Annotated in this window: 1 pseudogene; it reads left to right on the top strand. The window is 59.4% G+C overall.

Going from position 1 to position 293, the window contains the following annotated elements:
• Positions 1-97: 97 nt before the first annotated feature.
• Positions 98-293 (top strand): annotated as a pseudogene (locus IB265_RS36355) (hydrolase); the annotation flags it as partial.

Genomic DNA, 293 nt, shown 5'->3' on the forward strand with positions numbered 1-293 from the left:
CGGCTACACCTGTTGTCACCAAACCAGTTCACCCCAGACCGGCCAAGACCGGGCACCGACGCCCCGCTTGCCAACCAGCTTTAAGAGGAGAAAATCCATGTCCAGCAAACTCGAAGTCCTGACCCCCCAGAACAGCCAGCTGATCTTCATCGACCAGCAGCCGCACATGGCCTTCGGCGTTCAGTCGATCGATCGGCAGGTCCTGAAGAACAACGTCGTCGGTCTCGCCAAGGCCGCAAAGGTCTTCAGCATTCCAACCACGATCACCACCGTCGAGACCGGGTCCTTCTCCG

Source organism: Ensifer sp. ENS10 (assembly GCF_014852025.1).
In the GTDB taxonomy this organism is placed as follows: Bacteria; Pseudomonadota; Alphaproteobacteria; order Rhizobiales; family Rhizobiaceae; genus Ensifer.